This window comes from Streptomyces sp. NPDC097129 (assembly GCF_055668065.1).
In genome coordinates this window covers 1-24,303 of record NZ_JBVOQE010000010.1, presented here as the reverse complement: position 1 = coordinate 24,303, position 24,303 = coordinate 1, and the positions used below count along the sequence as shown (strand labels likewise).

Here is a 24,303-nt window from a genome sequence, read left to right as displayed (position 1 = left end):
GGCGCGAGCACTGAGGAGCATCGTTGAGCAGGCTGCGTTGGCTGACCGCGGGTGAGTCCCACGGTCCCGCACTTGTCGCGACGCTGGAGGGCCTTCCCGCCGGCGTGCCGATCACCACGGAGATGGTGGCGGACCACCTCGCGCGGCGGCGGCTCGGCTATGGCCGCGGTGCGCGCATGAAGTTCGAGCGGGACGAGGTGACCTTCCTAGGCGGTGTCCGGCACGGGCTCACCCTCGGCTCCCCGGTCGCGATCATGGTGGGCAACACCGAGTGGCCGAAGTGGGACAAGGTCATGGCCGCCGACCCGGTCGACCCGGCCGAGCTGGCCGCACTCGCCCGCAACGCGCCGCTGACCCGGCCCCGCCCCGGCCACGCCGACCTCGCGGGCATGCAGAAGTACGGCTTCGACGAGGCCCGCCCGATCCTGGAGCGCGCCTCGGCGCGCGAGACGGCGGCGCGGGTGGCGCTGGGCGCGGTGGCCCGGTCGTACCTGAAGGAGACGGCCGGCATCGAGATCGTCAGCCACGTCGTCGAGCTGTGCTCGGTGAAGGCCCCGCAGGGCGTGTACCCCACGCCGGCCGACGTCGAGAAGCTGGACGCCGACCCGCTGCGCTGCCTGGACGCCGACACCTCCAAGGCGATGGTCGCGGAGGTCGACCAGGCCCACAAGGACGGCGACACGCTCGGCGGTGTGGTCGAGGTGCTGGCGTACGGCGTACCCGTCGGCCTCGGCTCGCACGTGCACTGGGACCGCAAGCTGGACGCCCGGCTCGCCGGCGCCCTCATGGGCATCCAGGCGATCAAGGGCGTCGAGGTCGGCGACGGCTTCGAACTGGCCCGGGTGCCCGGCTCCAAGGCGCACGACGAGATCGTCGGCACGCCCGAGGGCATCCGCCGCGTCTCCGGCCGCGCCGGCGGCACCGAGGGCGGCCTGTCCACCGGTGAGCTGCTGCGGGTGCGCGCCGCGATGAAGCCGATCGCGACCGTGCCGCGCGCCCTGAGGACCGTGGACGTCGCCACCGGCGAGGCCACCCAGGCCCACCACCAGCGCTCCGACGTCTCCGCGGTCCCGGCCGCCGGCATCGTCGCCGAGGCCATGGTGGCGCTGGTGCTCGCGGACGCCGTGGCGGAGAAGTTCGGCGGCGACTCGGTGGCCGAGACCCACCGCAACGTGCGCTCGTACCTCGACCACCTCCACATCCGATGAGCGGGCCGCTGCTCGTCCTGGTCGGCCCCATGGGCGTCGGCAAGTCCACCGTCGGCCGGCTGCTCGCCGAGCGCCTCGGCGTGGGCTACCGCGACACGGACGACGACATCGTCACCGAGCAGGGCCGCGCGATCGCCGACATCTTCGTCGAGGAGGGCGAGAGCGTCTTCCGCGCGATCGAGAAGGACGCGGTGCACCGCGCGCTCGCCGGGCACGAGGGCGTCCTCGCGCTCGGCGGCGGCGCCGTCCTCGACGCCGGCACGCGCCGCCTCCTCGCCGGCCACCAGGTGGTCTACCTGTCGATGGACGTCGAGGAAGCCGTCAAGCGCACCGGCCTCAACGCCGCGCGCCCGCTGCTCGCGATCAATCCGCGCAAGCAGTGGCGCGAGCTGATGGAGGCCCGCCGGCCCCTGTACGAGGAGGTCGCCACCGCGGTCGTGCCGACCGACGGGTGCACCCCCGAAGAGGTCACCCAAGCCGCCCTGGACGCAGTGGAGTTGAAGAAAGCATGAGCGAGTCGGTCACGCGGATCCACGTCGGCGGCACGGCCGGCACCGAGCCGTACGACGTCCTGGTGGGCCGCCGGCTGCTCGGTGAACTCGCCGGGCTGATCGGCACCAAGGCCAAGCGGGTCGCCGTGATCCACCCCGAGGCGCTCGCCGAGACCGGTGACGCGCTCCGCGCCGACCTGGCCGGACAGGGCTACGAGGCCGTAGCGATCCAGGTGCCGAACGCCGAGGAGGCCAAGACCGCCGAGGTCGCCGCCTACTGCTGGAAGGCGCTCGGCCAGTCCGGCTTCACCCGCACCGACGTCATCATCGGCGTCGGCGGCGGCGCCACCACCGACCTCGCCGGTTTCGTCGCCGCGACCTGGCTGCGCGGCGTGCGCTGGATCGCCGTACCGACGACCGTCCTCGCCATGGTGGACGCGGCCGTCGGCGGCAAGACCGGCATCAACACCGCCGAGGGCAAGAACCTGGTGGGCGCCTTCCACCCGCCGGCCGGCGTCCTGTGCGACCTGGCCGCGCTGGACTCCCTCCCGGTCAACGACTACGTCTCCGGCCTGGCCGAGGTCATCAAGGCCGGCTTCATCGCCGACCCGGTCATCCTGGAACTCATCGAGTCCGACCCGGAGGCGGCGCGCACCCCGGCGGGCCCGCACACGGCCGAGCTCATCGAGCGCTCCATCCGGGTGAAGGCGGAGGTCGTCTCCAGCGACCTGAAGGAGTCGGGCCTGCGGGAGATCCTCAACTACGGCCACACCCTGGGCCACGCCATCGAGAAGAACGAGCGGTACAAGTGGCGGCACGGCGCCGCCGTCGCGGTCGGCATGCACTTCGCCGCCGAACTCGGGCGGCTGGCCGGCCGGTTGGACGACGCCACGGCCGACCGCCACCGCACGGTCCTCGAAGCGGTCGGGCTGCCGCTGCACTACCGCTACGACCAGTGGCCCAAGCTGCTGGAGACGATGAAGGTCGACAAGAAGTCCCGCGGCGACCTGCTGCGCTTCATCGTCCTGGACGGCCTGGGCAAGCCGACCGTCATGGAGGGCCCGGACCCGGCGGTGCTGCTCGCCGCGTACGGAGAAGTGGGGCAGTAACTCCCACGGGGTCCCTTCCGCCCGATTGCGCATCCCCAGCGGGCACTTCACACCGCCCCCGGCCGTTCACCAATCAGCGGCCGGGGGCGGTACCGTTCGGTAGGGCGGGGCCCGACCCCCGCTGGCCAGCGTCAATCTTCTGTACGAGACGGAGTGGCACCGGATGCAGCATGCAGTGGGTTCTCCGCTGCCGCCGCCCCACCAGCCGGGGCACGGACCGGCCGTCGGCTGGTCACCGGCCGCACATCACCCGGGCGCCCCCCAGGGGCCGGCCCCCGCACCACAGGGCTCCGGGCCCGTGCCCCCGCCGCCTCCGGGCTTCACCGGAGCGCCGCCCTCCGGCCCGCTCCCGCCGCACCCCGCGCCGCCGCCCCAGGCGATGCCGCCGCATGTCTCCGCGCCCCCGCCCCCCGACACCACCGGCCATGTCGCGCTGCCCCCGGGCGGACCGGTCGGCGTGCCGATGGCCCCGCCCGCCCCCGTCACCCCCGATCCGGCGACCACCACACTGGCCGTCCTGCTCATCGGCCCGGCCGGGGCCGGCAAGACCAGCGTCGCCCGTTACTGGGCCGACCACCGCGGTGTGCCCACCGCCCACATCAGCCTCGACGACGTGCGCGAATGGGTCCGCTCCGGCTTCGCCGACCCCCAGTCCGGCTGGAACGAGCACTCGGAGGCGCAGTACCGCCTGGCCCGCCGCACCTGCGGCTTCGCCGCACGCAACTTCCTCGCCAACGGCATCTCCTGCGTCCTGGACGACGCCGTCTTCCCCGACCGCCCGGTCGTCGGCCTCGGCGGCTGGAAACGGCATGTCGGCCCCGGCCTGCTCCCGGTCGTCCTGCTGCCCGGCCTCGACATCGTGCTGGAGCGCAACGCCGAGCGCAGCGGCAACCGCCGCCTCACCGATGAGGAGGTCGCCCGCATCCACGGCCGGATGGCCGGCTGGTACGGCTCGGGCCTGCCGATCATCGACAACTCCCAGCTGGACGTCCCGGACACGGCCAAGCTCCTGGACGACGTCCTGGCCAGGGCGATAGCGAGCCCGCCCCAGTGGTGACGGCGCCGCAGCGGCCCTGGGCGAATACCCAGGAACCCCCTTCGGCCCTCCCCAACCGGCACAATCCGGCCACCGCTCCTACGCTCGTCTCATGTCAGAGGTGTACGCGACCCGCCGGGCCAGGCTGAGGGAACGCTGCAACGTGGGCGGCAGCCCCTCCGTCCTGGTGACCCGCCCCGCCAACATCCGCTACCTGGCGGGCGCGTCCCCGCAGGGTGCCGCACTGCTGCTGAGCAGGGACGACGACGTCCTGGTGTGCGTGGCCCCGATCGAGGACCGGCCCGCCGAGGGGCGCCCCGACGAGGCCGTGCGCGTCCATACCCTGTCCGGTCCGGGCGGCGACGCGGCCGTCGCGGCGGCGGGTCTGGCGCAGAGCGCGGGTCTGGACTCCCTCGCACTGGAGGAGCACCACCTCACCGTCGCCCGGCACCGGGCCATTCGCTCGGTGGCGCCCCGGCTGCGCCTGACCGACCTGGGCGGCGCGGTGGAGCAGCTCCGGGTCGTCAAGGACGAGGAGGAGATCTCCTGCCTGCGCATCGGCGCGGAGATCGCCGACCAGGCCCTCGGCGAGCTGCTGGAGTCGATCCTGGTCGGCCGCACCGAACGGCACCTCGCCCTGGAGCTGGAGCGCCGCCTGGTCGACCACGGCGCCGACGGGCCCGCCTTCGCCACGTCCGTCGCCACCGGCCCGAACGCGGGGCGGCGCGGCCACCGGCCCACCGACCGCCGGGTGGAGGAGGGCGACTTCCTCTCCGTCTGCCTGGGCGCGACCTACCGCGGGTACCGCTGCGAGATCGGCCGCACGTTCGTCATCGGCACCTCGCCCGCCGACTGGCAGATCGAGCTGTACGACCTGGTCTTCGCCGCGCAGCGGGCCGGCCGGGAGAGCCTGACGCCGGGCACCGCCTACCGTGACGTGGACCGCGCGGCCCGGCAGGTACTGGACAGCGCGGGCCATTCCGAGCGCCTCTCGCCGCTCACCGGACACGGTGTCGGACTCGAAATCGACGAGGACCCTCAGTTGAGTCCCTCGGCCATGGGTAAACTGGACGCTTGCGTGCCGGTCACCGTCGAACCGGGGGTCCACCTCCCGGGCCGGGGCGGTGTCCGGATCGATGACACGCTCGTCGTCCGCCCCGAGGCGGACGGCGGACCCGAGCTACTCACCATCACGACCAAGGAGCTGCTCGCCCTCTAGTCAGGTGCGTGCCCCGGGGTCGTCCACGTCAGTCCAGGAGATTCCGCAACCGTGGCTTCCACGAACGACCTCAAGAACGGCATGGTGCTCAAGCTCGAAGGCGGCCAGCTCTGGTCCGTCGTCGAGTTCCAGCACGTCAAGCCCGGCAAGGGCCCGGCCTTCGTGCGCACCAAGCTCAAGAACGTGCTGTCCGGGAAGGTCGTCGACAAGACCTTCAACGCCGGCGTCAAGGTCGAGACGGCCACCGTCGACAAGCGCGACATGCAGTTCTCCTACATGGACGGCGAGTACTTCGTCTTCATGGACATGGAGACCTACGACCAGCTGATGGTCGACCGCAAGGCCGTCGGCGACGCCGCCAACTTCCTGATCGAGGGCTTCACGGCCACCGTCGCGCAGCACGAGGGCGAGGTGCTCTTCGTCGAGCTGCCGGCCGCCGTCGAGCTGGTCGTGCAGGAGACCGAGCCCGGAGTCCAGGGCGACCGCTCCACCGGCGGCACCAAGCCCGCCACGCTGGAGACCGGCCACCAGATCCAGGTCCCGCTCTTCATCACCACCGGTGAGAAGATCAAGGTCGACACCCGCACCAGCGACTACCTCGGCCGGGTGAACGGCTAACCGTGGCTGCCCGCAACACGGCCCGCAAGCGCGCCTTCCAGATCCTCTTCGAGGGCGACCAGCGCGACGCCGACGTCCTCACGGTCCTCGCGGACTGGGTCCGGCTGTCCCGTTCCGACACCCGGCAGCCGCCGGTGAGCGAGTACACGATGCAGCTGGTCGAGGGCTACGCCGAGCACGCGAGGCGCATCGACGAGCTGATCGCCCAGTACGCGGTGGACTGGACGCTGGACCGGATGCCGGTCGTCGACCGCAACATCCTGCGTCTGGGCGCCTACGAGCTGATCTGGGTCGACGAGACCCCGGACGCCGTCGTCCTGGACGAGATGGTGCAGCTGGCGAAGGAGTTCTCCACCGACGAGTCGCCGTCGTTCGTCAACGGCCTGCTCGGCCGGCTGAAGGATCTCAAGCCGTCGCTGCGTCGGGACCAGACCTGACGCCCGCTGTTCATGCCATGCCCGAGGGCCCGCGGATCCGTCCGCGGGCCCTCGGCGTTCACTGTCCGCCCGCACCCCTGGGCAGCGCCCCGGCCGGGCCGCCGGGCAGCGCCTGCCGGGCGAGCGACGTCAGATCGATCGTGTGCAGCCGTGGCGGCAGCTCCGCCCGGCTGCGCAGGACCTTCATCCTCAGCAGTGAGGCCGCCACGATGACCTCGGCCACGACCGCAGACCCGGCGGGCGCGCACACCGCCACCGCGAGCCAGACGTCCCCGTCGAGCGGACGGCCCGGCCGCCTGCACAGCTTCCACGCCGGGTCGCTGTCACCCAGGCCGTAGGCGGTGATGTACCGCTCCTGTCTCGTCCCGTCCGCCGCGTACTCCACGGACGGCTCCGCCACGCCCAGCAGCGGCAACGACACGGCGATGCGGAAGCTGTTCCCGCTCGCGGCGCTCGCCGTGTCGGGCGACATGGCCAGTGCCACCGGCTGCCGTCCCCCGCCGGGAGAGGTGAGCCGGATGCCGATGTGCGCCTCCTCGAACGGTACGGAACCACCGTCCGGATCCGGCCGGAACGCGCAGCCGAACATCAGCAGGAAGTAGTCGTCGTGTGGCGAGGAAGCCGCCAGCAGGGCCGGGTTCACCCCGCGTTCGCGCAACTGCTCGATGCTCTGCCGGACGACGTAGGGCTCGGTGACGGTCAGCCGGCGGCGGATGCGCTCCTCGGTGGTGTTCCCCTGGAGCGTCGCGGGCACGACCAGGTCGACGTCGTACGTGATGAGCGGCGGTGGTTCGGGAGACATCAGCCGGTCCTTCCGTCGGGGCGGGTCCAGCCGCCGTGATAGGCGAAGGCCCCCCAGTCGCGGTACTGGGGGAAGCGGGCGCGGGTGACCGTCTGGGCGTGACGGAAGGCGCGCAGGGTGTCGTGGTGGGCGGTGAGATGCCCGTACAGCTCGCTGAAGAAGCAGGTGGCCCCGTCGGGCCGTACCGGCCACAGACAGCCGACCACCGCCCGTGCCCCGGCCAGCAGGAACGCGGTGGGCAGTCCGCGCGGGTTGTCGGCGAGGTCGAAGCGTCCGAGTGCCGATTCACAGGCGCCCAGGGTGACCAGGTCCACGCCGCGCAGGTCGTGGGCCAGGACCTCATGTCCGAACAGCCGGCCGTCCGCTCCCTCCTCGGGCGGGTTGAGGTACAGGCACTGGAACCAGGAGGCGTCCTGGCTGTGCGCGCCGTGTGCCGCCACATGGACATAGCGGGCGCCCTCGGCGCGGGCCAGGAAGGACGCCGGTGTGGCCTGCGGGCCGACCAGGGTGACGCCGCCCGCGAGCGCGGCCACCGCCGCCGCGTGGTCGTCCAGCACCGGCTCCGGCCGCAGGCCCCAGGGCGTGCCGCCCAGCGCCGCACCCAGCGACACGAGTCCTCGGCCGGTGCGCGCCTCGGGGGTGCGGGCGCCGGTGACGCACACCGGGCTCGGCACGGTGGTCACGGTCCAGTCGTCGGCGAGGGGGCGCCCCGCCAGCCGGAGCAGCGGGTAGGGCAGGAAGTGGAGGGGGCCGTGGGCCCAGAAGCACAGGTGCCGTTTCCCCTCGCCGCGCAGTCGGGTCAGCACCTCGCCCAGATCGCCGAAGAACCCGCTGAACTCCAGCTCCTGCGCGCCGGCCCGGGTGACCTCACCGTGCAGCGGGTCCGTCCGGACGACCTCGCGGACCTCGGCGACGTTCTGGGCGAGGGGGTGCATGGTCTGCCGGTAGCCGTCCTTGGTCACCTGGAGCACCGCGCCGGGCATGCCGGCGAACGGCAGTACCCGGATGTCCCGGACCCCCTCCGCGGTGACCGTCATCAGATGCAGCGCGGCGGCGGGCCGGCCGTCCGGGCCGGCCGGCTCCATGCGCTGGGGCTGCTGCGCGATCCACAGCGAGACCAGCACGGTGTCGGCGGGCAGCGCGGCCACGACATCGCTCAGCTCCGGATGGGCGGAGCCCTCCTCCACCGCCCCTGGGGCGTACAGGCTGCGGGAGAGCTGACGGTCGAAGGAGCGCCGTAGATTGCCGAGGAGTTCGTGGTCGCCGTGCCCGGGCGCGTGTTCCTGGGGGCCTGCGTAGCAGAGCATCTCCAGGTCCTCGGCGATCTCGTACAGACGCGGGGGCGCGGACCCGCCGAGCCGGCGCTCGAGTTCCTCGATCCGGCGCCGCAGTTCCACGAGCAGGGGCAGGGGCCGGCGGGGACCGGGCGCCAGCAGCGCGCCGGAGAAGTCGAGGCCCTTGGCGGTCGTGTGCAGCATCCACACCGCGCCCGCCGACTGCGGGCCCTCCGTCGTGCGGCTGCCGAGCCGTTGGGCCGCCGCGACGAGGGCGAAGGCCGACTTCTCGTACAGGCCGGCCTGCAGGCGCGGTGCGACCCCCATACGGAGCATGACGGCGGCCCGGGTGACCTCGTCCATGCCGCCCGAGTCGGCGCACCGCACCATCAGTCCCAGTTCCCGCAGGGCCTGACCGTGCAGGCCGAGCACGGCGTAGTGACGTGCGGCCTGTGTGTGCAGGTCGATCGCGTCCGCCCACCGGCGCTCCTCCTCGCACGCGGTGGCCGCCGCGGCCGAGGCGCTGCCCAGCAGACATCCGAGGGCGGCCTCGGCCTCTGGCCCCGCGTCCGGGAGATCGTCGCGCGACCCGTCCAGCAGCGCCCGGGCGGCCCGGGCGTGCCCGGCCTGATACAGGTGCGCCGCCAGATGCACCAGGGTGGCGGGGTGGGGAGGAGTGTTCGTGACCGTCCGGGCGAACGCGCGCTTGATCTCCGCCTCGGTGTCGTCGGCGGGGCAGGGCGTCGGGTCGCCGGGCAGCACATGGAGGTGGCTGTGCCACACCTCCCAGAGCTGCTCCCGCTCCCGGGGCTCGGGCAGCTCGGTGTGGACGCTCGTCACCAGTTCCCGCAGCAGATCGCGACGTCCGGTCTCCCGCAGCAGATGCAGGGCCTGGTCCACGACGGCCCAGGTCTCCCGCTCGCCGCGGACCCGCACCAGCTCGGGCAGCGGCATCGGCAGCAGGTCTTGGAGGGTGTCCGGCGCGGGTTCGCCGTCGTAGTGCGCCAGGACCCGTCGCAGCCGGATCGCGTTGACCGGGTCGCGGGCCGGGTCGATCAGGCGCGCCGCGCTGCGGTAGTTCGCCAGCCAGGAGTCCATCGTCCAGTTCCCGGCCTCGGGGTCCCTCATCAGGACGGCCAGCGCCTCGTTCACGGCGTTCAGGCAGCGGGCGCGTTCGTGGCCGTGGCTGAGGCCCACCGCGCCGTACAGGTAGGGCAGGGCCTCCAGAGACGCGTCCACGGGGTGCGGCAGGCCCGGGTCCGGATCCTCGTCCGCCCCGTCCCCGGCGGAGTCGGTGGCGAAGAGACGGCCGTGCGCCAGGCCGCGGAGCTGTCGTTCCCGTACGGCGAGGGCGTCGTCCAGCACCGGTGCGGCGATGTGCGGATGGACCCGGAGGATTCCCGCCGCGTACATGGTCTCGGCCAGTTCCTCCAGCTCGCCCTCGCCGCGGAGGGTTTCGATCTGCTCGTCGGCGACGGCACAGACCAGCCGCAGCCGCTCGCCGCTGGGCCGCTCCACGAGGTCGAGCCGTACCGCCTCCACCAGGAGGTCGGCGGCCGGCCACCAGGGGGACGACCGGCCCCGCCCCCAGCGCTGCTCGGACAGCGCCATGAGGAGCCGGGCCACCAGATAGCCCGTTGCGGGGACACCGGCCCGGACCTGGTGCAGGCCGAAGGCCACCAGGTGACGCGCCTCTTCCTCGGTCAGCGGCCAGTCCGCGGACCGTATGCGCTGCTCGGCGGCCTCCTCGCCGAGATGACCCGCGTGGACGTCCCGTACGAGGTCCACCAGCGCGCCCAGCGCCGCGTCCTGCTGGTCACTCACCGACATGGCCGCCCCCCGGCTTCCTCCACGAATCGCCCGGCAGGATCGTGGCACAGACGGCAGCGCCCGGATGCGGTATCGGGACGGTCCACGACAGGGCAGAGCGGGAGGCGCGGAGGCCGCGGATACGCGGCAGGGGCGGAGCCGTCCGGCTCCGCCCCTGGTAGTGACGTTTCTGCTGAGGGTGCCCGGAGGGCTCAGCTCTCCTCGTGGGCGACCGCGCGGCGCGCGTCCGCGTCCAGGACGCCCCAGCTGATCAGCTGCTCGGTGAGGACCGAGGGGGACTGGTCGTAGATGACGGCGAGGGTGCGCAGGTCGTCCTGGCGGATGGAGAGCACCTTGCCGTTGTAGTCGCCGCGCTGCGACTGGATCGTAGCCGCGTAGCGCTGCAGCGGGCCCGCCTTCTCCACCGGGACGTGGGCCAGCCGCTCCAGGTCCAGGACCAGCTTCGGCGGGGGCTCGGCGGCGCCGCCGGGGGTCGTGCCCGGGAGCAGCTCCTGCACCGGAACGCCGTAGAAGTCCGCCAGCTCGGCGAGGCGCTGCACGGTCACGGCACGGTCGCCGCGCTCGTACGAACCGACCACGACCGCCTTCCAGCGTCCCTGGCTCTTCTCCTCGACACCGTGGAGGGAAAGGCCCTGCTGGGTGCGGATGGCCCGGAGCTTGGCCCCGAGCTGTTTGGCGTATTCGCTGGACATATAGCTCCCCGGCAGTGTCGACGCGACTGGCTTCGTCCATGCCGCGCGGCTGGTAACTCACTGTGAGGTTACGCAGCGTGATTCTCCTGCGTCAAGCCGAATGGTCCACACCGACTCTTCCGTGGTAGTGGCGGCCCGTTACGCCGTACGGGTGGTGGCAGGGGGCCGGGCGGGTGGTGCTCCGGCGCGTCGCGGACCGTGCCGAGCGGATCCGGTGGGTGTCTTCGCGGGTGGTGCGGGGTGGGCCACCGGACGCCGTCGCGGCCTGCTACCGTGGATGGCGCAAACCCGACGTCCTTTAAGGTCCGTCCCGTGAGGCGGAGAAGGAGGTCCTTTTCGTATGGACACTCAAGCGTCCGATGCGAGGCCCGTTCTCGAAGGCCCCGACATCGCGCGGGTACTGACCCGCATCGCCCACGAGATCGTCGAGCGCGCCAAGGGCGCCGACGACGTGGTGCTCCTCGGCATCCCCACGCGGGGCGTCTTCCTCGCCCAGCGGCTCGCCGCCAAGCTCGAACAGATCACCGAGCGCAAGGTCCCGGTCGGCTCGCTGGACATCACCATGTACCGCGACGACCTGCGCATGCACCCGCCGCGTGCGCTGGCCCGCACCGAGATCCCCGGTGACGGCCTCGACTCAAAGCTCGTCGTCCTCGTCGACGACGTGCTCTTCTCCGGCCGCACCATCCGCGCCGCCCTCGACGCCCTGAACGACATCGGGCGCCCCCGCGCGGTGCAGCTCGCGGTCCTCGTCGACCGCGGGCACCGGGAACTGCCGATCCGCGCCGACTACGTCGGCAAGAACCTCCCCACGTCGTTGCGGGAGACGGTCAAGGTCCTGCTCGCCGAGGAGGACGGTCGCGACACCGTGCTGCTCGGTGTGAAGGCCGACCAGTAGCACCTCGCGCGCCGGGCGGCTTCGGCATGCCCGCGCCCGCGCCGATGTGCGTACATCCTCCCGAATTGAACTGCCTTACGGAGCCTGACAGATGCAGCGTCATCTCATCTCGGCCGCCGACCTCACCCGCGACGACGCCGTCCTGATCCTCGACACCGCCGAGGAGATGGCCCGGGTCGCCGACCGGCCGATCAAGAAACTGCCGACCCTGCGCGGCCGCACGATCGTCAACCTCTTCTTCGAGGACTCCACCCGCACCCGCATCTCCTTCGAGGCCGCCGAGAAGCGCCTGTCCGCGGACGTCATCAACTTCTCCGCCAAGGGCTCGAGCGTGTCCAAGGGCGAGTCCCTGAAGGACACCGCCCAGACCCTGGAGGCCATGGGCGTCGACGCCGTCGTCATCCGGCACGGCGCCTCCGGGGCCCCGTACCGCCTCGCCAACTCCGGCTGGATCGACGCCGCCGTCATCAACGCCGGCGACGGCACCCACCAGCACCCCACGCAGGCCCTCCTGGACGCCTTCACCATGCGCCGTCGGCTGGTCGGCCGGGACGCCGGGCTCGGCCAGGACCTGGCCGGCAAGCGGATCACCATCGTCGGCGACATCCTGCACAGCCGGGTCGCCCGCTCCAACGTCGACCTGCTGCACACCCTGGGCGCCGAGGTCACCCTCGTCGCGCCGCCCACCCTGCTGCCGGTCGGCATCGAGACCTGGCCCTGCGAGGTCTCCTACGACCTCGACTCGACGCTGCCCAAGTGCGACGCGGTGATGATGCTGCGCGTCCAGCGCGAGCGGATGAACGCCGCCTTCTTCCCCACCGAGCGCGAGTACTCCCGCCGCTACGGCCTCGACGGCGACCGCATGGCCAAGCTGCCCGAGCACGCCATCGTGATGCACCCCGGCCCGATGGTGCGCGGCATGGAGATCACCGCCGAGGTCGCCGACTCCGCCCGCTGCACCGCGATCGAGCAGGTCGCCAACGGCGTGTCCACCCGGATGGCCGTGCTGTACCTGCTGCTGGGCGGCAACGAGCCCGCCGTCACCCACGCCCGCATCGAGGAGAAGTAAGACATGAGCAAGATCCTGATCCGTGGCGCCAAGGTGCTCGGCGGCGAGCCGCAGGACGTCCTGATCGACGGTTCGCAGATCGCCGCGGTGGGCCAGGGCCTGTCCGCCGAGGGCGCCGAGGTCGTCGAGGCGGCCGGCAAGGTGCTGCTCCCGGGCCTGGTCGACCTGCACACCCACCTGCGCGAGCCCGGCCGCGAGGACTCCGAGACCGTCCTCACCGGCACGCGCGCGGCGGCGAGCGGGGGCTACACCTCCGTGTTCGCCATGGCCAACACCTTCCCCGTCGCCGACACCGCCGGCGTCGTCGAGCAGGTCTGGCGGCTCGGCAAGGAGCACGGCTACTGCGACGTGCAGCCCATCGGGGCCGTCACCGTCGGCCTGGAGGGCAGGAAGCTCGCCGAGCTGGGCGCCATGCACGAGTCCGCGGCCGGCGTCACCGTCTTCTCCGACGACGGCAAGTGCGTCGACGACGCGGTGATCATGCGCCGCGCGCTGGAGTACGTGAAGGCCTTCGGCGGTGTCGTCGCCCAGCACGCGCAGGAGCCGCGGCTCACCGAGGGCGCCCAGATGAACGAGGGCGTCGTCTCGGCCGAGCTGGGCCTGGGCGGCTGGCCGGCCGTCGCCGAGGAGTCGGTCATCGCGCGGGACGTGCTGCTCGCCGAGCACGTCGGCTCCCGCGTGCACATCTGCCACCTGTCGACCGCCGGGTCCGTCGAGATCGTCCGCTGGGCCAAGTCCCGCGGCATCCAGGTCACCGCCGAGGTCACCCCGCACCACCTGCTCCTCACCGACGAACTGGTGCGCACCTACAACCCGGTCTACAAGGTCAACCCGCCGCTGCGCACCGAGCGTGACGTCATGGCGCTGCGCGAGGCCCTGGCCGACGGCACGATCGACATCGTCGCCACCGACCACGCCCCGCACCCGCACGAGGACAAGGACTGCGAGTGGGCCGCCGCCGCCATGGGCATGGTCGGCCTGGAGACCGCGTTGTCAGTGGTCCAGGCGACCATGGTGGACACGGGCCTGCTGGACTGGGCCGGCGTCGCCGACCGGATGTCCGTCAAGCCCGCGCAGATCGGACAGGCCACCGGTCACGGCCGGCCCGTCTCGGCTGGTGAGCCCGCCAACCTCACCCTCGTCGACACGGAATACCGTGGCCAGGTGGACCCCGCGGGCTTCGCCTCGCGCAGCCGCAACACCCCCTACGAGGGGCGCGAGCTGCCGGGCCGTGTGACGCACACGTGGCTGCGGGGCAAGGCCACGCTCGTCGACGGGAAGCTCACGTGACACCTGCACCACTGCTCACAGCCGCGGAGAAATCGGCACCGGTCACCGACTGGGCCGCCCGCCTCGGCTGGGTGATCGGTCTCCTCCTGTTCGTCGCGCTCGTCTACTGGCTGATGCGTGAGGGCTGGAAGTGGCGCGGCACCCTCCAGAGCGACCTGCCGGAGCTGCCCAGCGCGCCGGACGGGACCGGCCCGGCGAAACTGAGCATGAGCGGCCGCTACCACGGCTCCACCACCGCCGGACAGTGGCTCGACCGCATCGTGGCGCACGGCCTGGGCACCCGCAGCCGGGCCGAGCTCACCCTGACCGACGCGGGACTGGACGTCGTACGCCCCGGCGCGCGCGACTTCTTCGTCCCGGCCGCCCAACTGCGCGGGGCCCGGCTCGACAAGGGCATCGCCGGCAAGGTCCTCACCGAGGGCGGACTGCTGGTGGTGACCTGGGCCCACGGCGGCAAACTGATCGACTCCGGTTTCCGCTCCGACCACGCGGCCGAGCACACCGCATGGGTCGACACCCTGAACGACATGATCAACAAGACGGAAGGCGCACGATGACGACCTCCACAAGGGGAACCGAGAAGGTTCCCGCCGTACTCGTCCTGGAGGACGGCCGGGTCTTCCGCGGCCGCGCCTACGGGGCCGTGGGGGAGACCTTCGGTGAGGCCGTGTTCTCCACCGGCATGACCGGCTACCAGGAGACCCTCACCGACCCGTCGTACGACCGGCAGATCGTCGTCGCGACCGCCCCGCAGATCGGCAACACCGGCTGGAACGACGAGGACGACGAGTCGGGCCGCATCTGGGTCTCCGGCTACGTCGTGCGCGACCCCGCGCGCGTGCCGTCCAACTGGCGCGCCAAGCGCTCCCTGGACGAGGAGCTGGTGAACCAGGGCGTCGTCGGCATCTCCGGCATCGACACCCGCGCCCTGACCCGCCACCTGCGCGAGCGCGGCTCCATGCGCGCCGGCATCTTCTCCGGCGAGGCCCTCAAGTCCGACGGCGAGCTGCTCGCCCTGGTGCAGGCCCAGCCCCACATGAAGGGCGCCAGCCTGTACGAGGAGGTCGCCACCAAGGAGGCCTACGTCGTCTCTGCGGTCGGCGAGAAGAAGTTCACCGTCGCCGCCGTCGACCTCGGCATCAAGGGCATGACCCCGCACCGCATGGCCGAGCGCGGCATCGAGGTGCACGTCCTGCCCGCGACCGCCACCGCCGACGACATCTACGCCGTCAGCCCCGACGGCGTGTTCTTCTCCAACGGCCCCGGCGACCCCGCCACCGCCGACGGCCCCGTCGCCCTGATGCAGGCCGTGCTGGAGCGCAGGACCCCGCTCTTCGGCATCTGCTTCGGCAACCAGATCCTCGGCCGCGCCCTCGGCTTCGGCACCTACAAGCTGAAGTACGGCCACCGCGGCATCAACCAGCCGGTCCAGGACCGCACCACCGGCAAGGTCGAGGTCACCGCGCACAACCACGGTTTCGCCGTCGACGCGCCGCTCGACCAGGTCAGCGAGACGCCCTTCGGCCGCGCCGAGGTGTCCCACGTCTGCCTGAACGACAACGTCGTGGAGGGGCTCCAGCTGCTCGACCAGCCGGCCTTCTCCGTCCAGTACCACCCCGAAGCGGCCGCCGGCCCGCACGACGCCGCCTACCTGTTCGACCGCTTCGTTTCCCTGATGGAGGGCCAGCGTGCCTAAGCGCACCGATATCCAGTCCGTCCTGGTCATCGGCTCCGGCCCGATCGTCATCGGCCAGGCCGCCGAGTTCGACTACTCCGGCACCCAGGCGTGCCGCGTGCTGAGGGCCGAGGGCCTTCGCGTGATCCTCGTCAACTCCAACCCGGCGACGATCATGACCGACCCGGAGATCGCCGACGCCACCTACGTCGAGCCGATCACCCCGGAGTTCGTCGAGAAGATCATCGCCAAGGAGCGCCCCGACGCCCTGCTGCCCACCCTGGGCGGCCAGACGGCCCTGAACACCGCCATCTCGCTGCACGAGAACGGCGTGCTCGCCAAGTACGGGGTGGAGCTGATCGGCGCCAAGCCCGAGGCCATCCACAAGGGCGAGGACCGCGAGCAGTTCAAGGCGGTCGTCGAGGAGGTCCGCAAGAAGATCGGGCACGGCGAGTCCGCCCGCTCGGTCATCTGCCACTCCATGGACGACGTCCTCCAGGGCGTGGACACCCTCGGCGGCTACCCGGTCGTCGTGCGTCCCTCCTTCACCATGGGCGGCGCCGGCTCCGGCTTCGCGCACGACGAGGAGGAGCTGCGCCGCATCGCCGGCCAGGGCCTCACGCTCTCCCCGACCACCGAGGTGCTCCTGGAGGAGTCCATCCTCGGCTGGAAGGAGTACGAGCTGGAGCTGATGCGCGACAAGCACGACAACGTCGTGGTCGTCTGCTCCATCGAGAACTTCGACCCGATGGGCGTGCACACCGGTGACTCCATCACCGTCGCCCCGGCGATGACGCTCACCGACCGCGAGTACCAGATCCTGCGCGACGTCGGCATCGCCGTCATCCGCGAGGTCGGCGTCGACACCGGCGGCTGCAACATCCAGTTCGCGGTGAACCCCGAGGACGGTCGCGTGATCGTCATCGAGATGAACCCGCGCGTGTCGCGCTCCTCGGCGCTCGCGTCGAAGGCCACCGGCTTCCCGATCGCGAAGATCGCCGCCAAGCTGGCCGTCGGCTACACGCTGGACGAGATCCCGAACGACATCACCGCCGAGACCCCGGCCTCCTTCGAGCCGACCCTCGACTACGTCGTGGTCAAGGCCCCGCGGTTCGCCTTCGAGAAGTTCCCGCAGGCCGACTCCACGCTGACCACCACCATGAAGTCGGTCGGCGAGGCCATGGCCATCGGCCGCAACTTCCCCGAGGCCTTCCAGAAGGCGCTGCGCTCGCTGGAGAAGAAGGGCAGCCAGTTCACCTTCGTGGGTGACCCCGGCGACAAGAGGGCCCTCCTCGAAGAGGCCGTGCGTCCCACGGACGGCCGGATCAACACCGTCATGCAGGCCATCCGCGCGGGCGCCACCCCGCAGGAGGTCTTCGACTACACGAAGATCGACCCCTGGTTCGTCGACCAGCTCTTCCTGATCAAGGAGATCGCGGACGAGCTGGCCCAGGCCCCCGAGCTGACCTCGCAGCTGCTCGCCGACGCCAAGCGGCACGGCTTCTCCGACCAGCAGATCGCCGAGATCCGCGGCCTGCGCGAGGACGTCGTCCGCGAGGTCCGGCACGCCCTCGGCATCCGCCCGGTCTACAAGACGGTCGACACCTGCGCCGCCGAGTTCGCCGCGAAGACGCCGTACTTCTACTCCTCCTACGACGAGGAGAGCGAGGTCGCGCCGCGCGAGAAGCCCGCGGTGATCATCCTGGGCTCCGGCCCGAACCGTATCGGCCAGGGCATCGAGTTCGACTACTCCTGCGTCCACGCCTCCTTCGCGCTCAGCGACGCGGGCTACGAGACGGTGATGGTCAACTGCAACCCGGAGACCGTCTCCACCGACTACGACACCTCCGACCGCCTGTACTTCGAGCCGCTGACGCTCGAGGACGTGCTGGAGGTCGTCCACGCCGAGTCCCTCGCCGGCCCGGTCGCCGGTGTCGTCGTCCAGCTCGGCGGCCAGACCCCGCTGGGCCTGGCGCAGGCGCTGAAGGACAACGGCGTGCCGATCGTCGGCACCCCGCCCGAGGCCATCCACGCGGCCGAGGACCGGGGCGCCTTCGGCCAGGTGCTGAAGGAGGCCGGCCTGCCGGCCCCGAAGCACGGCACCGCCACCACCTTCAGCGAGGCCAAGGCCATCGCCGACGAGATCGGCTACCCGGTCCTGGTCCGCCCCTCGTACGTCCTCGGCGGCCGCGGCATGGAGATCGTCTACGACGAGACCCGCCTGGCCACCTACATCGCCGAGTCGACCGAGATCAGCCCCACCCGGCCGGTCCTCGTCGACCGCTTCCTCGACGACGCCATCGAGATCGACGTCGACGCCCTCTACGACGGCGAGGAGCTCTACCTCGGCGGCGTCATGGAGCACATCGAGGAGGCCGGCATCCACTCCGGCGACTCCGCGTGCGCGCTGCCCCCGATCACGCTCGGCGGCTTCGACATCAAGCGCCTGCGCGCCTCCACCGAGGCCATCGCCAAGGGCGTGGGCGTGCGCGGCCTGATCAACATCCAGTTCGCGATGGCCGGTGACATCCTCTACGTCCTGGAGGCCAACCCGCGCGCCTCCCGGACCGTGCCGTTCACCTCCAAGGCGACCGCGGTGCCGCTGGCCAAGGCCGCCGCCCGCATCTCCATGGGCACGACCATCGCCGAGCTGCGCGCCGAGGGCCTGCTGCCGAAGACCGGCGACGGCGGCGAGCTGCCGCTGGACGCGCCGATCTCCGTCAAGGAGGCCGTGATGCCGTGGAGCCGCTTCCGCGACACCTCCGGCCGCGGCGTGGACACCGTCCTCGGCCCGGAGATGCGCTCCACCGGCGAGGTCATGGGCATCGACACCGTCTTCGGCACGGCGTACGCCAAGTCGCAGGCCGGCGCGTACGGCCCGCTGCCCACCAAGGGCCGCGCGTTCATCTCGGTCGCCAACCGCGACAAGCGCTCGATGATCTTCCCGGCGCGCGAGCTGGTCGCCCACGGCTTCGAGCTGCTGGCCACCTCCGGCACCGCCGAGGTCCTCAAGCGCAACGGCATCAACGCCACCGTCGTGCGCAAGCAGTCCGAGGGCACCGGCCCCAACGGCGAGAAGACGATCGTCCAGCTCATCCACGACGGCGAGGTCGACCTCATCGTCAACACCCCGTACGGCACCGGCGGCCGCCTCGACGGCTACGAGATCCGTACGGCGGCGGTGGCCCGCTCCGTGCCCTGCCTGACGACGGTCCAGGCCCTGGCGGCGGCCGTCCAGGGCATCGACGCCCTCAACCACGGCGACGTGGGCGTGCGCTCGCTCCAGGAACACGCCGAACACCTGACCGCGGCCCGCGACTAGCAGCCGACGAGGGGGACACCGAAAACCGGTGTCCCCCTCTTCATGAGGACACCCATGTACAAGATCTTCTTCACCCTCCTCTTCCAGCGCATGGATCCCGAGCAGGCTCACCACCTGGCCTTCCGCTGGATCCGCCTGGCCGCCCGCATCCCCGTGCTGCGCACCCTCGTCGCCGCCGCCCTCGCCCCCCGCCACAAGGAGCTGCGCACGAAGGCCCTCGGCCTGCGCATGCACGGCCCCTTCGGGCTCGCGGCCGGCTTCGACAAGAACGCCGTCGCGATCGACGGGATGGCGATGCTCGGCTTCGACCACGTCGAGATCGGCACGGTCACCGGCGAGCCGCAGCCCGGCAACCCCAAGAAGCGGCTGTTCCGCCTGGTCCAGGACCGGGCGCTGATCAACCGCATGGGCTTCAACAACGAGGGCTCGCTGGCCGTCGCCGCCCGCCTGGCCTCCCGCAACCCGGCCTTCCGGACCGTCGTCGGCGTCAACATCGGCAAGACCAAGGTGGTCCCCGAGGCCGAGGCCGTCACCGACTACGTGAAGTCGGCCGAGCGGCTCGCGCCGTACGCCGACTACCTGGTCGTCAACGTCTCCTCGCCGAACACGCCCGGCCTGCGCAACCTCCAGGCCACCGAGGCGCTGCGCCCGCTGCTGAGCGCCGTGCGCGAGGCCGCCGACCGCGCCGTCACCACGCGGCGCGTCCCGCTCCTGGTCAAGATCGCGCCCGACCTGGCCGACGAGGACATCGACGCGGTCGCCGACCTGGCCGTCGAGCTGGGCCTGGACGGCATCATCGCCACCAACACCACCATCGCCCGCGAGGGCCTGGGCCTGCGCTCCACGCCGTCCCTGGTCAAGGAGACCGGCGGCCTGTCCGGCGCCCCGCTCAAGGAGCGCTCTCTGGCGGTCCTGCGCCGCCTGTACGCGCGCGTGGGCGACCGCATCACCCTGGTGGGCGTCGGCGGCATCGAGACCGCCGAGGACGCCTGGCAGCGCATCCTGGCCGGCGCCACGCTCGTCCAGGGCTACAGCGCCTTCATCTACGAGGGGCCCTTCTGGATGCGCGCGATCCACAAGGGGCTCGCCGCGCGCCTGCGCACCAGCCCGTACGCCACCCTCGCCGACGCGGTCGGCGCCGACGTGAGGAAGTCCGCATGACGGTTCTGCAGCCCTTCGGCGCGCGCCTGCGCCGGGCCATGGACGAGCGCGGCCCGCTGTGCGTCGGCATCGACCCGCACGCCTCGCTGCTCACGGAGTGGGGCCTGAACGACGACGTGGCCTCTCTGGAGCGGTTCGGCCGCACGGTCGTCGAGGCCGTGGCGGAGCGGGTCGCGGTGCTGAAGCCGCAGGCCGCGTTCTTCGAGCGGTTCGGCTCGCGCGGCGTGGCCGTCCTGGAGAAGGTGGTCGAGGAGGCGCGGGCGGCCGGCGCGCTGGTCGTCATGGACGCCAAGCGCGGCGACATCGGCTCCACCATGGCCGCGTACGCGCAGGCGTTCCTGCACAAGGACTCCCCGCTGTTCTCGGACGCCCTGACCGTCTCGCCCTACCTCGGCTACGGCTCGCTCAGCCCGGCCGTCGCGCTGGCCCGGGAGAGCGGCGCCGGCCTGTTCGTGCTGGCGCTGACGTCGAACCCGGAGGGCCGCGAGGTGCAGCACGCGGTGCGCGCCGACGGCCGCAGCGTGGGGGCGACCGTGCTGGCGCACCTGGCGGCCGAGAACGCGGGGGAGGAGCCCCTCGGCTCCTTCGGCGCCGTGGTGGGCGCGACGCTCGGCGACCTGTCCTCCTACGACCTGGACATCAACGGGCCGCTTCTGGCCCCCGGTATCGGCGCGCAGGGGGCGACTCCGGCGGATCTTCCGCGGGTCTTCGGCGCTGTGGTGCGCAACGTGGTGCCGAACGTCAGCCGGGGTGTGCTGCGTCACGGTCCCGACGTCGTCGCGCTGCGTGACGCGGCGCAACGCTTCGCAGACGAGATCCGCGCCGCGGTGACGGCCGTCTGAGGTCCGGACGTCCCCGCCGGAGAGGTCCGGCGGGGACGTCCGGAGTGATTTGAGTCTGGATACAGGCTCAAATCCGGGGCAATATGTCTTAAATGTCCGTCCTGGCGGAGGCTGACCAGGACTTTTCCGCTGTTCTCGCTGACTCCGGCGGACTTGACCGCTAGTCTCCGACGTGTGGGGGCACCACCCACGCCCCCAAGACTGTGGGGGAGAACGGGCGAGCGTGTTGCTCGTGGCTCCCCAGGTGTGGGGCGTACTAGGTTCCTCACCGGTCCGTATCCGACAGTTCGACATCCGAGGTGACGTAGGCGTGGCTCTTCCGCCCCTTACCCCCGAACAGCGCGCAGCCGCGCTCGAAAAGGCCGCCGCGGCTCGCCGGGAGCGGGCCGAGGTCAAGAATCGACTGAAGCACTCCGGCGCCTCCCTGCACGAGGTCATCAAGCAGGGCCAGGAGAACGACGTCATCGGCAAGATGAAGGTCTCCGCCCTGCTGGAGTCCCTGCCGGGCGTGGGCAAGGTCCGCGCCAAGCAGATCATGGAGCGACTCGGCATCTCCGAGAGCCGCCGCGTGCGCGGTCTCGGTTCGAACCAGATCGCTTCCCTGGAGCGCGAGTTCGGCAGCACGGGTTCCTGAATCGGGCCCTGCCGGGAAGGGAGTCCCGGGCACTCCGGGATTGCTGGAATAATCGCTGCATGGCTGTAACACCCCGGGGGACGACCCCCGAGCCCCCGGACGCACGTCCGCGGCTGACCGTGCTCTCCGGCCCCTCCGGGGTCGGCAAGAGCACGGTCGTCGCTCATATGCGCAAAGAACACCCCGAGGTCTGGCTCTCGGTGTCGGCGACGACCCGCAAGCCCCGCCCCGGCGAGCAGCACGGAGTCCACTACTTCTTCGTCACCGACGAGGAGATGGACAAGCTGATCGCCAACGGCGAGCTGCTGGAGTGGGCCGAGTTCGCCGGCAACCGCTACGGCACGCCCCGCGCGGCCGTGCTGGAGCGGCTGGAGAACGGCGAGCCCGTCCTGCTGGAGATCGACCTCCAGGGCGCCCGCCAGGTCCGCGGGTCGATGTCCGACGCCCAGCTGGTGTTCCTGGCCCCTCCCTCCTGGGAGGAGCTGGTGCGCAGGCTCACCGGCCGCGGCACCGAGTCGCCGGAGGTCATCGAGCGCCGGCTGACGGCGGCCAGGACCGAGCTGGCGGCCGAGCCGGAGTTCGATACGACCTTGGTGAACACCTCCGTCGAGGACGTGGCGCGCGAGCTGCTAGCCTTGATGGACGTTGTGTGATCAAAACTGGTCACCTGAGTGTGATCAGACTGAGTGTGATCAGAACTGGTCACTCTGACGGTTTTTTCCCATCCATCGGAAGGTAGAGCGTGTCCTCTTCCATCTCCGCGCCCGAGGGCATCATCAACCCGCCGATCGACGAGCTCCTCGAGGCCACCGACTCGAAGTACAGCCTCGTGATCTACGCGGCCAAGCGGGCCCGCCAGATCAACGCGTACTACTCGCAGCTCGGCGAGGGTCTCCTCGAGTACGTCGGTCCCCTCGTGGACACGCACGTCCACGAGAAGCCGCTCTCGATCGCCCTGCGTGAGATCAACGCGGGTCTGCTGACCTCCGAGGCCATCGAGGGTCCGGGCCAGTAAGTCATATCTGCACATCGCAGTGGGTTTTTCCACAGGCCCGGCAGTCATGCTGCCGGGCCTGTGGTGTCTCATGGGTTCAGACGTTTTCCGAGGTCCGGGGAGTGACGGTGGACAAGCCGAAGGTCGTTCTGGGGGTCAGCGGCGGCATCGCCGCCTACAAGGCGTGCGAGCTGCTGCGCCGGTTCACCGAGTCGGGCCACGACGTCCGCGTCGTCCCCACCGCCTCCGCGCTGCACTTCGTGGGCGCGGCGACCTGGTCGGCGCTGTCCGGCAACCCCGTCTCCACCGAGGTCTGGGACGCCGTCCACGAGGTCCCGCACGTGCGCATCGGCCAGCGGGCCGACCTGGTGGTCGTCGCCCCCGCCACCGCCGACATGCTCGCCAAGGCGGCCCACGGCCTCGCCGACGACCTGCTGACCAACACCCTGCTCACGGCCCGCTGCCCGGTCGTCTTCGCGCCCGCCATGCACACCGAGATGTGGGAGCACCCCGCCACCCAGGAGAACGTGGCCACGCTGCGCCGCCGCGGCGCCGTCGTCATCGAGCCCGCCGTCGGCCGGCTCACCGGCGTCGACACCGGCAAGGGCCGGCTGCCCGACCCGGCCGAGATCTTCGAAGTCTGCCGCCGCGTCCTGGCCCGCGGGGTGCGCGAGCCCGACCTCGCCGGACGGCACGTCGTGATCAGCGCCGGCGGCACCCGCGAGCCTCTCGACCCGGTCCGATTCCTCGGCAACCGCTCCTCCGGCAAGCAGGGCTACGCCCTCGCCCGCACCGCCGCCGCCCGCGGCGCCCGGGTCACCCTGGTCGCCGCCAACACCGGCGCGCTGCCCGACCCGGCCGGCGTGGACGTCGTCCCCGTCGGTACGGCGGTGCAGCTGCGCGAGGCGGTGCTGAAGGCCGCCGCGGACGCCGACGCGGTGGTGATGGCCGCCGCCGTCGCCGACTTCCGGCCGGCCGCCTACGCCACCGGGAAGATCAAGAAGAAGGACGGCCAGGAGCCCGAGCCGGTCGTCCTGGTGCGCAATCCGGACATCCTCGCGGAGATCTCGGCCGACCGCGCCCGGCCCGGCCAGGTGATCGTCGGCTTCGCCGCCGAGACCGACGACGTGCTGGCCAACGGCCGCACCAAGCTGCGCCGCAAGGGGTGCGACCTGCTCGTGGTCAACGAGGTGGGGGAGCGCAAGACCTTCGGCTCGGAGGAGAACGAGGCGGTCGTGCTCGGCGCCGACGGCAGCGAGACACCCGTCCCGCACGGCCCGAAGGAGGCACTCGCCGACACCGTGTGGGACCTCGTGGCCGAGCGTCTCGACTGACCCCGTGTTCGGCCACTTGGCGTCCGCGACCCACCCCATCGGGTGCTGAGCCACCCTGGTCAAGCCCGCTCGGCATTCGGCAGAATGCCCGTGCCGCAGGTCACAGAGCTCCCGAGTGGCGAGACACGTGGCCCGCCGGCCGGGCCCGACCGATAAACTGTTCACCGGACGACGCCGGGCGCAGCCCCCGACCCGTCCGAAACCGATCAGCCAGCAGCCGCTGCAACCCCAGGGAGCGTTGTGTCCCGTCGCCTGTTCACCTCGGAGTCCGTGACCGAGGGTCATCCCGACAAGATCGCTGACCAGATCAGCGACACCATTCTCGATGCGCTCCTGCGTGAGGACCCGTCGTCCCGGGTCGCCGTGGA

The 24,303-nt window shown here is 71.6% G+C and carries 23 protein-coding genes; 20 read left to right on the top strand and 3 right to left on the bottom strand.

Translation table 11 applies throughout. The features are described from left to right. Positions 1 to 23 precede the first annotated feature (23 nt). The 7 genes from aroC to nusB all read left to right on the top strand — a co-directional run bounded on the left by aroC (position 24) and on the right by nusB (position 6,118). Complete coding sequence (gene aroC / locus AC0B9F_RS26540; protein WP_472006796.1) at positions 24 to 1,208, top strand: chorismate synthase; 1,185 nt, start codon at positions 24 to 26, stop codon at positions 1,206 to 1,208. Continuing rightward, entirely contained in the window at positions 1,205 to 1,720 is a 516-nt protein-coding gene (locus tag AC0B9F_RS26535; RefSeq protein WP_472006794.1) for a shikimate kinase, read from the top strand. Before aroC ends, AC0B9F_RS26535 begins: the two co-directional genes overlap by 4 nt. Further along, a complete protein-coding gene (gene aroB, locus AC0B9F_RS26530; protein ID WP_472006793.1) occupies positions 1,717 to 2,808 on the top strand; it encodes a 3-dehydroquinate synthase in 1,092 nt (363 codons plus the stop codon). The genes AC0B9F_RS26535 and aroB overlap by 4 nt, the downstream gene beginning before the upstream one ends. 163 nt (positions 2,809 to 2,971) lie before the next feature. Then, on the top strand, positions 2,972 to 3,865 hold the full coding sequence (locus AC0B9F_RS26525) for a Pro-rich N-terminal domain-containing protein (protein WP_472006791.1): 894 nt from the start codon (positions 2,972 to 2,974) through the stop codon (positions 3,863 to 3,865). Between the two features lie 91 nt (positions 3,866 to 3,956). Beyond that, complete coding sequence (locus AC0B9F_RS26520; RefSeq protein ID WP_472006789.1) at positions 3,957 to 5,063, top strand: aminopeptidase P family protein; 1,107 nt, start codon at positions 3,957 to 3,959, stop codon at positions 5,061 to 5,063. A gap of 51 nt (positions 5,064 to 5,114) precedes the next feature. Beyond that, complete coding sequence (gene efp / locus AC0B9F_RS26515) at positions 5,115 to 5,681, top strand: elongation factor P (protein WP_472006787.1); 567 nt, start codon at positions 5,115 to 5,117, stop codon at positions 5,679 to 5,681. A 2-nt stretch (positions 5,682 to 5,683) separates the two neighbouring features. Next, positions 5,684 to 6,118 carry a transcription antitermination factor NusB gene (gene nusB / locus AC0B9F_RS26510; protein ID WP_472006785.1) on the top strand — a complete coding sequence of 145 codons (435 nt, stop codon included), beginning with the start codon at positions 5,684 to 5,686 and terminating at the stop codon, positions 6,116 to 6,118. Between the two features lie 58 nt (positions 6,119 to 6,176). Here nusB and AC0B9F_RS26505 read toward each other — a convergent pair whose 3' ends face one another. The 3 genes from AC0B9F_RS26505 to bldD form a co-directional block, all read right to left on the bottom strand. After that, positions 6,177 to 6,920, bottom strand: coding sequence for a hypothetical protein (locus tag AC0B9F_RS26505; RefSeq protein WP_472006783.1), 744 nt, complete (start codon positions 6,918 to 6,920; stop codon positions 6,177 to 6,179). Then, the gene (locus AC0B9F_RS26500; RefSeq protein ID WP_472006781.1) at positions 6,920 to 10,024 is read right to left on the bottom strand and encodes a CHAT domain-containing protein; all 3,105 of its coding nucleotides are present in this window, start codon (positions 10,022 to 10,024) and stop codon (positions 6,920 to 6,922) included. Before AC0B9F_RS26500 ends, AC0B9F_RS26505 begins: the two co-directional genes overlap by 1 nt. A gap of 191 nt (positions 10,025 to 10,215) precedes the next feature. Then, positions 10,216 to 10,716: a transcriptional regulator BldD gene (gene bldD / locus AC0B9F_RS26495; RefSeq protein ID WP_110626898.1), complete on the bottom strand. Its 501-nt coding sequence runs from the start codon at positions 10,714 to 10,716 to the stop codon at positions 10,216 to 10,218. A 340-nt stretch (positions 10,717 to 11,056) separates the two neighbouring features. On the opposite strand from bldD, the gene pyrR reads away from it, so the two are divergent. The 13 genes from pyrR to AC0B9F_RS26430 form a co-directional block, all read left to right on the top strand. Then, positions 11,057 to 11,614 (top strand): bifunctional pyr operon transcriptional regulator/uracil phosphoribosyltransferase PyrR, encoded by a 558-nt coding sequence (pyrR, locus tag AC0B9F_RS26490; RefSeq protein WP_472006779.1) that lies wholly within the window; start codon positions 11,057 to 11,059, stop codon positions 11,612 to 11,614. Between the two features lie 91 nt (positions 11,615 to 11,705). Continuing rightward, positions 11,706 to 12,683, top strand: a complete 978-nt coding sequence (locus tag AC0B9F_RS26485) for an aspartate carbamoyltransferase catalytic subunit (RefSeq protein WP_472006777.1) — start codon at positions 11,706 to 11,708, stop codon at positions 12,681 to 12,683. 3 nt (positions 12,684 to 12,686) lie between these two features. Beyond that, positions 12,687 to 13,973 carry a dihydroorotase gene (locus AC0B9F_RS26480; protein WP_472006776.1) on the top strand — a complete coding sequence of 429 codons (1,287 nt, stop codon included), beginning with the start codon at positions 12,687 to 12,689 and terminating at the stop codon, positions 13,971 to 13,973. Beyond that, the gene (locus AC0B9F_RS26475) at positions 13,970 to 14,530 is read left to right on the top strand and encodes a PH-like domain-containing protein (RefSeq protein ID WP_472006775.1); all 561 of its coding nucleotides are present in this window, start codon (positions 13,970 to 13,972) and stop codon (positions 14,528 to 14,530) included. The genes AC0B9F_RS26480 and AC0B9F_RS26475 overlap by 4 nt, the downstream gene beginning before the upstream one ends. Beyond that, positions 14,527 to 15,669: a glutamine-hydrolyzing carbamoyl-phosphate synthase small subunit gene (gene carA, locus AC0B9F_RS26470; protein ID WP_472006773.1), complete on the top strand. Its 1,143-nt coding sequence runs from the start codon at positions 14,527 to 14,529 to the stop codon at positions 15,667 to 15,669. Before AC0B9F_RS26475 ends, carA begins: the two co-directional genes overlap by 4 nt. Continuing rightward, the gene (gene carB / locus AC0B9F_RS26465) at positions 15,662 to 18,970 is read left to right on the top strand and encodes a carbamoyl-phosphate synthase large subunit (protein WP_472006772.1); all 3,309 of its coding nucleotides are present in this window, start codon (positions 15,662 to 15,664) and stop codon (positions 18,968 to 18,970) included. Before carA ends, carB begins: the two co-directional genes overlap by 8 nt. A 54-nt stretch (positions 18,971 to 19,024) precedes the next feature. After that, entirely contained in the window at positions 19,025 to 20,131 is a 1,107-nt protein-coding gene (locus tag AC0B9F_RS26460) for a quinone-dependent dihydroorotate dehydrogenase (RefSeq protein WP_472007282.1), read from the top strand. Next, on the top strand, positions 20,128 to 20,973 hold the full coding sequence (pyrF, locus tag AC0B9F_RS26455) for an orotidine-5'-phosphate decarboxylase (protein WP_472006770.1): 846 nt from the start codon (positions 20,128 to 20,130) through the stop codon (positions 20,971 to 20,973). Before AC0B9F_RS26460 ends, pyrF begins: the two co-directional genes overlap by 4 nt. Before the next feature lie 310 nt (positions 20,974 to 21,283). After that, a complete protein-coding gene (locus AC0B9F_RS26450; protein WP_003977346.1) occupies positions 21,284 to 21,607 on the top strand; it encodes an integration host factor in 324 nt (107 codons plus the stop codon). A gap of 59 nt (positions 21,608 to 21,666) precedes the next feature. Continuing rightward, positions 21,667 to 22,260 (top strand): guanylate kinase, encoded by a 594-nt coding sequence (gene gmk / locus AC0B9F_RS26445; RefSeq protein ID WP_472006768.1) that lies wholly within the window; start codon positions 21,667 to 21,669, stop codon positions 22,258 to 22,260. Positions 22,261 to 22,349: 89 nt separating this feature from the next. Then, positions 22,350 to 22,622 (top strand): DNA-directed RNA polymerase subunit omega, encoded by a 273-nt coding sequence (rpoZ, locus tag AC0B9F_RS26440; RefSeq protein WP_030577387.1) that lies wholly within the window; start codon positions 22,350 to 22,352, stop codon positions 22,620 to 22,622. 107 nt (positions 22,623 to 22,729) lie between these two features. Further along, a complete protein-coding gene (coaBC, locus tag AC0B9F_RS26435) occupies positions 22,730 to 23,935 on the top strand; it encodes a bifunctional phosphopantothenoylcysteine decarboxylase/phosphopantothenate--cysteine ligase CoaBC (protein WP_472006765.1) in 1,206 nt (401 codons plus the stop codon). Between the two features lie 240 nt (positions 23,936 to 24,175). Next, a partial coding sequence (locus AC0B9F_RS26430) for an S-adenosylmethionine synthetase N-terminal domain-containing protein (protein ID WP_450575305.1) occupies positions 24,176 to 24,303 on the top strand: 128 nt, incomplete at its 3' end.

What these genes read in the sequence shown, in the direction of transcription:
- AC0B9F_RS26525 (WP_472006791.1), top strand. Translation starts at nt 2,972, where the DNA reads ATGCAGCATGCAGTGGGTTCTCCGCTGCCGCCGCCCCACCAGCCGGGG.
- AC0B9F_RS26500 (WP_472006781.1), bottom strand. Translation starts at nt 10,024, where the DNA reads ATGTCGGTGAGTGACCAGCAGGACGCGGCGCTGGGCGCGCTGGTGGAC.
- AC0B9F_RS26505 (WP_472006783.1), bottom strand. Translation starts at nt 6,920, where the DNA reads ATGTCTCCCGAACCACCGCCGCTCATCACGTACGACGTCGACCTGGTC.
- AC0B9F_RS26520 (WP_472006789.1), top strand. Translation starts at nt 3,957, where the DNA reads ATGTCAGAGGTGTACGCGACCCGCCGGGCCAGGCTGAGGGAACGCTGC.
- AC0B9F_RS26535 (WP_472006794.1), top strand. Translation starts at nt 1,205, where the DNA reads ATGAGCGGGCCGCTGCTCGTCCTGGTCGGCCCCATGGGCGTCGGCAAG.
- AC0B9F_RS26485 (WP_472006777.1), top strand. Translation starts at nt 11,706, where the DNA reads ATGCAGCGTCATCTCATCTCGGCCGCCGACCTCACCCGCGACGACGCC.
- pyrF (WP_472006770.1), top strand. Translation starts at nt 20,128, where the DNA reads ATGACGGTTCTGCAGCCCTTCGGCGCGCGCCTGCGCCGGGCCATGGAC.
- aroB (WP_472006793.1), top strand. Translation starts at nt 1,717, where the DNA reads ATGAGCGAGTCGGTCACGCGGATCCACGTCGGCGGCACGGCCGGCACC.
- carA (WP_472006773.1), top strand. Translation starts at nt 14,527, where the DNA reads ATGACGACCTCCACAAGGGGAACCGAGAAGGTTCCCGCCGTACTCGTC.
- pyrR (WP_472006779.1), top strand. Translation starts at nt 11,057, where the DNA reads ATGGACACTCAAGCGTCCGATGCGAGGCCCGTTCTCGAAGGCCCCGAC.
- AC0B9F_RS26480 (WP_472006776.1), top strand. Translation starts at nt 12,687, where the DNA reads ATGAGCAAGATCCTGATCCGTGGCGCCAAGGTGCTCGGCGGCGAGCCG.
- gmk (WP_472006768.1), top strand. Translation starts at nt 21,667, where the DNA reads ATGGCTGTAACACCCCGGGGGACGACCCCCGAGCCCCCGGACGCACGT.
- bldD (WP_110626898.1), bottom strand. Translation starts at nt 10,716, where the DNA reads ATGTCCAGCGAATACGCCAAACAGCTCGGGGCCAAGCTCCGGGCCATC.
- AC0B9F_RS26460 (WP_472007282.1), top strand. Translation starts at nt 19,025, where the DNA reads ATGTACAAGATCTTCTTCACCCTCCTCTTCCAGCGCATGGATCCCGAG.